The sequence below is a fragment of the Cellulomonas triticagri genome (assembly GCF_003696205.1).
Lineage (GTDB): Bacteria > Actinomycetota > Actinomycetes > Actinomycetales > Cellulomonadaceae > Cellulomonas > Cellulomonas triticagri.
This window is the reverse complement of the sequence record NZ_RFFI01000166.1, coordinates 1-5,957: the sequence shown is the minus strand read 5'-3', so window position 1 is coordinate 5,957 and position 5,957 is coordinate 1. Positions and strand designations below refer to the sequence as shown.

The 5,957-nt window shown below is 77.1% G+C and carries 8 protein-coding genes and 2 pseudogenes; 5 read left to right on the top strand and 5 right to left on the bottom strand.

All coding sequences use genetic code 11. The features are described 5' to 3' along the window. On the top strand, nucleotides 1-361 hold a 361-nt coding region (locus tag EBM89_RS21915; protein ID WP_199732200.1), incomplete at its 5' end, for a hypothetical protein. 137 nt (nucleotides 362-498) lie between these two features. On the opposite strand, the gene EBM89_RS21910 is transcribed toward EBM89_RS21915, so the two are convergent. Genes EBM89_RS21910 through EBM89_RS19080 form a run of 3 tightly spaced genes read right to left on the bottom strand, consistent with a single transcriptional unit; the run spans nucleotide 499 to nucleotide 2,074 of the window. Beyond that, nucleotides 499-669: a hypothetical protein gene (locus EBM89_RS21910; protein ID WP_199732199.1), complete on the bottom strand. Its 171-nt coding sequence runs from the start codon at nucleotides 667-669 to the stop codon at nucleotides 499-501. A gap of 48 nt (nucleotides 670-717) precedes the next feature. Then, complete coding sequence (mscL, locus tag EBM89_RS19085) at nucleotides 718-1,251, bottom strand: large conductance mechanosensitive channel protein MscL (RefSeq protein WP_122151192.1); 534 nt, start codon at nucleotides 1,249-1,251, stop codon at nucleotides 718-720. Nucleotides 1,252-1,291: 40 nt separating this feature from the next. Then, nucleotides 1,292-2,074 (bottom strand): SAF domain-containing protein, encoded by a 783-nt coding sequence (locus EBM89_RS19080; protein ID WP_122151191.1) that lies wholly within the window; start codon nucleotides 2,072-2,074, stop codon nucleotides 1,292-1,294. A gap of 127 nt (nucleotides 2,075-2,201) precedes the next feature. On the opposite strand from EBM89_RS19080, the gene EBM89_RS22580 reads away from it, so the two are divergent. Then, the gene (locus EBM89_RS22580) at nucleotides 2,202-2,420 is read left to right on the top strand and encodes a hypothetical protein (protein ID WP_369408673.1); all 219 of its coding nucleotides are present in this window, start codon (nucleotides 2,202-2,204) and stop codon (nucleotides 2,418-2,420) included. 14 nt (nucleotides 2,421-2,434) lie between these two features. Here EBM89_RS22580 and EBM89_RS22575 read toward each other — a convergent pair. Beyond that, a pseudogene (locus tag EBM89_RS22575) lies at nucleotides 2,435-2,575 on the bottom strand (FmdB family zinc ribbon protein); the annotation flags it as partial. A gap of 154 nt (nucleotides 2,576-2,729) precedes the next feature. Further along, complete coding sequence (locus EBM89_RS19070) at nucleotides 2,730-3,368, bottom strand: 5-formyltetrahydrofolate cyclo-ligase (protein ID WP_122151189.1); 639 nt, start codon at nucleotides 3,366-3,368, stop codon at nucleotides 2,730-2,732. Nucleotides 3,369-3,503: 135 nt separating this feature from the next. Here EBM89_RS19070 and EBM89_RS19065 point away from each other — a divergent pair, with 135 nt between their 5' ends. The 3 genes and pseudogenes from EBM89_RS19065 to EBM89_RS19055 form a co-directional block, all read left to right on the top strand. Further along, nucleotides 3,504-4,727, top strand: a complete 1,224-nt coding sequence (locus EBM89_RS19065; protein ID WP_122151188.1) for a molybdopterin molybdotransferase MoeA — start codon at nucleotides 3,504-3,506, stop codon at nucleotides 4,725-4,727. Then, nucleotides 4,727-5,332, top strand: coding sequence for a GNAT family N-acetyltransferase (locus EBM89_RS19060; protein WP_122151187.1), 606 nt, complete (start codon nucleotides 4,727-4,729; stop codon nucleotides 5,330-5,332). The genes EBM89_RS19065 and EBM89_RS19060 overlap by 1 nt, the downstream gene beginning before the upstream one ends. Before the next feature lie 207 nt (nucleotides 5,333-5,539). Further along, nucleotides 5,540-5,957 (top strand): annotated as a pseudogene (locus EBM89_RS19055) (hypothetical protein); the annotation flags it as partial.

Below are 5,957 nucleotides of genomic sequence, written 5' to 3'. Positions count from 1 at the left end.
GAGCGCGCCCGCCCGCCCGGCCGACGAGCCGCGACCCGCCACCGGTGCGCTGCCCGCCACCGCGGCGGAGATCCCCGGCGTGATGGAGGCGGCCGCGCCCATGACGGGTGCGGTGCGCGCCGTGCAGCCGACGCTCGCCGTGCCCGGCGGACCGCGCCCGGACGTCCGCCCCGGCCTGCCGGTGAGCGCCTACTCCGACGACCAGCTCGACGACCTCGTCGCCTGGCTCGTCTCGGACGGCAGCGAGCGGACCCCCGACGAGCTCGCCGCCGCCCTGCGCGCCGAGCTCGGGGTCAAGCGGCGCGGCGCCCGGGTGGACGCGGTCGTCGGTGCGGCGGTCAGCCGCGCGCCGCGCGGCTGACGAACGCCGGGCCCCCCGGGACCTGCTGCTCAGGACACGGCTCGCGGTGCCCGGGCGCGGTACCTGACGCCCGACGGGACGGCTTCGTCAGCGGCCGCGCTGCGCCAGGGTCGCACGACCCGCGGGGCGTGACCGGGTCACCAGTGCGGCGGGACGTCGCGGCGGAGCCGGTCGTCGTTGCTGTCGCCGCGCTCGTCGCCCCAGCCGGTGTCCGAGTCGTCCGCGGACCGGCTCGGGATCAGGGGGCTGTCGTCGACCGGACGGCGCGGGGTCGCGCGCGGCTCGGGCTCGGGGGCGTGCGTGCTCACGCCCCCATCCTCCCACCGCCGGGCCGGTGCGGTCGTGGCGCGGTGGGGTCAGGGCGCGGGCGGGGCGTCCGGAGCGCCGGGGGCCTCGTGGCGGCCGGTCGCGTGGCCGTCGCCGACGTCCTGGCGCAGCGCGGGGCTGCTCTGGGCGGCGAGCAGGTCGCGGATCTCCTGCAGCAGGAGGATGTCCTCGGAGGGCCGGGCGGGCTCGGCCTCGACGCCGCGCTTGCGGCGCTCGGCGAGCTTGTTGAGCGGCAGCACGATCACGAAGTAGATCGCGGCCGCCGTGATCACGAACTGGATGATCGCGTTGATGATCACGCCGAAGTTGAACATCGCGCCGTTGATCGGACCGACGACCCACCCGAAGTTGGGCTGGCTGAAGATCATCGCGATCAGCGGGTTGATCAGCCCCTCGGTGATCGCGCCCACGACGAGGGTGAACGCGGCACCGATCGCGACACCGACGGCGAGCTCGATGGCGTTCCCGCGGGAGATGAAGTCCTTGAACCCCTGGAACACCTTGCCGAGTCCGCGCGCCTGCTCGGAGGCGGTGCGCAGGCCCTTGTTCAGCGTCTCGCTCATCGTCGGTCCCCCCGGTGGTCGTGGCGGCGATTCGTCCGCATCATCCCACGATGACCGCTCCGAGCACGCGGGAGCCGGCCGACCCGCCCAGGTGCACGGACTCGTCGGGCGTGACCGCGAGCAGCACCGGGACGTCCTCGTCGCCCGAGCGCGCGAGGGCTGCCGTGTCGTCGCCCGACCCCTCCGGTGGCGTCGCCGCGGGGCGGGCGAGGACGGTCGCTCCCTGGGCCACGCGCTCCGGCTCGGCCCCGTCGGTGAGCGGTGCGGCCACCACGTCGACCCGGACGCCGGGGCGCAGCACGGCAGCGACGCCCGGGTCCGCGAACCGCACGGGGACGACCACGGTCCCGGCGGGCGGGTCTGCGTCCGTCGCGACGAGCAGACCCGGGACGAGCGGGAGCCCGGCGGGGACGTCGACCGCCGCCCTGCGTCCGAGCAGCGGCACGGCCCCCGGCAGGTGCGCGGCCGGGGCGTCGCCGTCCGGCGCGCTCGTCGTCCCGGCCTCCGCCGACGCGCGGTCGGTCGCACCACCGCCGCCGGTGCTGCCGGTCGCCTCGTCGTGCCCCCGGGCGACGAGCGCGGGCGGCACCAGAGCGACGGCCACGGTGCGCTCCTCGACGTCGCGCTCGGTCAGCGTCGTCCCGGCGGGGAGGTCGCGTGCGGCGACGAGGACGACGACGGTCGGCGGGCCCGGGGGCCGGAGCTGCTGGACGGCGAGCAGCACGGCGATCCCGGCGCACACCGCGGCGAGCGGCCGGCGGGCGCGCCAGGCCAGGCGGCGCAGGCGTCGCCGGGCGGCGTCGGGGAGCGGGTGCGGGGGCATGGCCCGACGGTAGGGCGCGGGACCCTCCCCGCGTCGGCGTCACGGGCCCCGCCTGTGGACCGTGCACGGCACCCCCGGCCTGGGGACGACGAACGGCGCCGCTCCCGGGCGGGGTGCGGCGCCGTGCGTGCGGAGGTCGGGTCAGCCGGCGGCGGGCTTCGCCGCGCTGCTCGAGGAGGTGCTCGACGTCGACGGGGACGACGAGCCGGTGGACGACGTCGCGCCGCTGGACGAGGAGGTGCTCGTCGAGGACGTGCTCGTCGTGGACGTGCTGCTCGAGGACGTCGAGCTGCTGGACGACGCACCCGTCGACGACGACGTCGTGGACCGGGAGTCGTTCCGGTAGAAGCCCGAGCCCTTGAACACGACGCCGACGGACGAGAAGACCTTGCGCAGCTTCCCGCCGCAGGCGGGGCACTCGGTGAGGGCCGCGTCGCTGAACGACTGGTGGATGTCGAACGCGTGGCCGCACTCGGTGCAGGTGTAGGCGTAGGTGGGCACTGCTGTCTCCCGCGATGACGTGACGGTGGAGGGGTGGAGGGCCGGTGCCGCGTGCTCCGCGTCCCCTGGCACTCTCCGCTGCCGAGTGCCAAGGATACGCGCACCCGCGGTATTCCCCCACGGGCGGCCGCGCGCGGCCGCCGCGAGCCCGGGGTCAGCGGCCGAGGCGCAGCCAGCGGTCGGGGGTGGCGACCATGTCCACGGGCCGGTCGTGGGCCTCGCGCGGCAGGGGCAGGTGCGCGGCGTCGTAGAGCTCCTCGGCGAAGACGAGCGCGATGACGGGGGTACCGGGCCGGGCGTGCGCGAGGGCGCGGTCGTACCAGCCGCCACCCTGGCCGAGCCGGGTGCCCGTCGTGTCGACCGCGAGGGCGGGGGCGACGATGACGTCGGCCTCGGCCAGCCCCTCGGCGCCCAGGGACGGGGTCGACGGCTCCGGCGGGCGGCCGGGGGCGCGCTGCTGCAGGTCGTGCCGTCCGGCGTACCGCGCCCACTCGCGCTGCAGGCCCGCCCCGAGCACGGGGAGCAGCACCTCGACGCCGCGCGCCGCGAGGGCGTCGAGCAGCGGGCCGGTGTCGGGCTCGGTGGGCCGGGCGCTGTACGCGGCGACGGTAGTGGCGTCGGCCAGCGCGGGCACCGTCTCGACGACGTCCACGAGCGCGGCGGCTGCCTCCGCGCGGCGGCGGGGGGAGCGGGCGCGCCGCGCCTCGCGCAGGAGGGCCCGGAACTCGTCCTTCACCTCGGTGGTGGCGCTGCCGTCGGACACGTGCGGATACGGCTGGGCAGCGGCGCTCATGGGGACCAGTCTCCCAAATCCGGCACGCCGAAGGTAGGACCACCGGTCCGGATCACACCGGTGGCGGATGCCCGGGGCGGTCTTCCCGGCCCGTCGCGCACGCCGTGGGCGGGCCGGGACGGGCAGAATGCCGCCATGAGATCCGTCCAGGACCAGCTGGCCGCGGTGCTGGCCGCGGTCGGCCCCGTCGCCCCGCTGGACGTCGTGCTGTCGGACGCGCCGGGCTGCATCCTCGCGGAGGACGTGCTCGCCCCCGCGGACGTCCCCATGCTGCCCGTGGCCTCCCGGGACGGCTACGCCGTCGCGACCGGGGACCTGCGGGGCGCGGCGCCGGGCACCGCGCTGGTGCTGCCGGTCGCGCACGACGTCCAGGCCGGCGACCCGGCGGCGCTGCGGCTGGCGCCGGGGCAGGCCGTGCGGATCGCCTCCGGCGGCCCGCTGCCCGCCGGGGCGGACGCGGTGCTGCCCGCCGAGGAGACCGACCGCGGCGCGGTCCGGGTGACGCTGCACCGGGTGCCCTCGCCCTGGGAGAACGTCCGCCCCGCGGGTGCCGACGCGCCGGCCGGCTCGGTGGTGCTGGCGGCGGGAACGCGGCTCGGCGCCCGGCAGCTCGCGGTGGCGGCGGCGACCGGGCGGGGACGGCTGCGCGTGCACCCGGCGCCCCGGGTCGTGATCCTGCCGATCGGGTCCGAGCTCGCCGAGCCGGGCACACCGCGCCGGGACGGCGGGGTGTACGAGTCGGCCGGGCACGCGCTGGAGGCCGCGGTGCGGGACGCCGGGGCGACCCCGGTCCGTGCGCGGGCGGTGACCGACGACCGTGCGGTGCTGGGGGAGATGCTGGAGGACCAGCTGGTCCGCGCGGACGTGGTCGTGACCACCGGCGGGCTGTCGGAGTCGCAGCACGACACGCTCGCGGACGTCCTGGCGCCGCTGGGCACCGTGCGGTTCGACCAGGTGGCGATGGCCCCGGGCTTCCGGCACGGGTTCGGCACGCTGGGGGACGGGTCCGACGCGGTGCCGGTGTTCGCGCTGCCGGGGCACCCGGTGTCCGCGCAGGTCGCGTTCGAGGTGTTCGTCCGCCCGGCGCTGCGGGCGATGGCGGGGCACACCGACCTGTTCCGCCCCTCGGTGGCGGCGCGCGCGGAGGTCGGCTGGCCGTCGCCCGCGGGGGTCCGGCAGTTCGTGCCCGCCGCGGTGGTCGGCTCGCCGACCGAGGGCTACCGGGTGACGCCCGTGGGCGACCCGGGGTCGTCCTCGATCGCGGGCCTCGCGCACGCCAACGCGCTCGCCGTCGTGGGCGAGCAGGACGCCGACGTCGTGGCCGGGCAGGTCGTGCACTGCCTGGTCCTGGAGGGGTGATGCCGCGCGGCTGGCCGGTCGCGCTCTCCGACGGCGACCTCGTGCTGCGCCCGCTGCGCCGCTCCGACGAGGCGGCGTGGATGCGGCTGCGCGCGACCAACGCGTCCTGGCTGGAGCCGTGGGACGCGACCTCGCCGGAGCCGGTGACGGGTCGTCGGCCGACGTTCGGGCAGTTCGTGCGCACGCTCGACCGGCAGGCCCGGTCGGGGACGTCGCTGCCGTTCGCGGTGGACCTCGCCGGTGAGCTCGTGGGGCAGCTGACCGTCTCGGGCATCACCTTCGGGTCGTTGTACTCGGCGTCGATCGGGTACTGGGTCTCCCGCCACGTCGCGGGTCGGGGGATCACGCCCACGGCCGTCGCCCTCGCGACCGACCACTGCTTCACCGGGCTGGGGCTGCACCGGGTCGAGATCAACATCCGACCGGAGAACGGGCCGTCGCTGCGGGTGGTCGACAAGCTCGGGTTCCGCGACGAGGGCGTGCGCGAGCGGTACCTGCACATCCAGGGCCGGTGGTGCGACCACCGGACGTTCGCGCTGACCACCGAGGAGGTCCCGGGCGGCCTTCTCGCCCGGTGGCACGCGAGCCGGGCGCCGGGGGCGTGACGAGCGGGGTCTGAACCGTCGGGGCCGGAGGGTCCCCGTGCTGGTCAGCGGGCCGGTCGGGGGCACGGGGTCTTCCGGTGCGCGGCCTCGTGTGGCAGTCTGGCGGCGGCGACCGGAATCACAACCATGTGATTTTCCTCCGGTCCGCCGCTCGACACGCCGTCGGGGGTCCGGGAGCACCGGTCGGACCACCCCTACCGTCGTGGAGTGTACGAATTCGCCGGACCTGCCGCCCTCGTGGTGGTGGGCCTGTGGATCGCCTACCTGGTGCCGCACAAGCTGCGGCACCGGCAGCAGTTGCTGGAGTCGCGGACCGACGACCGGTTCTCCGACGCGTTGCGGGTGCTCGCCGTGACCGGCCCCGCGGGGTCGGACCGCCGGCGGCGCGTGGACGTGGCCGGGGGAGTCCGGTCGGACTGCGGCCCGGTGGACAAGCGGGTCGGGTTGCTCACCCCGGGCACCGGGACCCGCGTCGCAGGAACGGACAAGGGGGCCACCGACGTGGACCGACCGCACGGGACCCAGGACAGGGTGGGCGCTGACGCGACCCGTCGCGCCGCGCAGCTGCGAGCCGCCCACGCCGCCGCCACCGCACGCCGGGGCGCCGCCGCGCGCCGCCGCGGTG

Coding starts and splice junctions, on each gene's coding strand:
- mscL (WP_122151192.1), bottom strand. CDS start 1,251: ATGAGCGAGACGCTGAACAAGGGCCTGCGCACCGCCTCCGAGCAGGCG.
- EBM89_RS19080 (WP_122151191.1), bottom strand. CDS start 2,074: ATGCCCCCGCACCCGCTCCCCGACGCCGCCCGGCGACGCCTGCGCCGC.
- EBM89_RS19070 (WP_122151189.1), bottom strand. CDS start 3,368: ATGAGCGCCGCTGCCCAGCCGTATCCGCACGTGTCCGACGGCAGCGCC.
- EBM89_RS19065 (WP_122151188.1), top strand. CDS start 3,504: ATGAGATCCGTCCAGGACCAGCTGGCCGCGGTGCTGGCCGCGGTCGGC.
- EBM89_RS19060 (WP_122151187.1), top strand. CDS start 4,727: ATGCCGCGCGGCTGGCCGGTCGCGCTCTCCGACGGCGACCTCGTGCTG.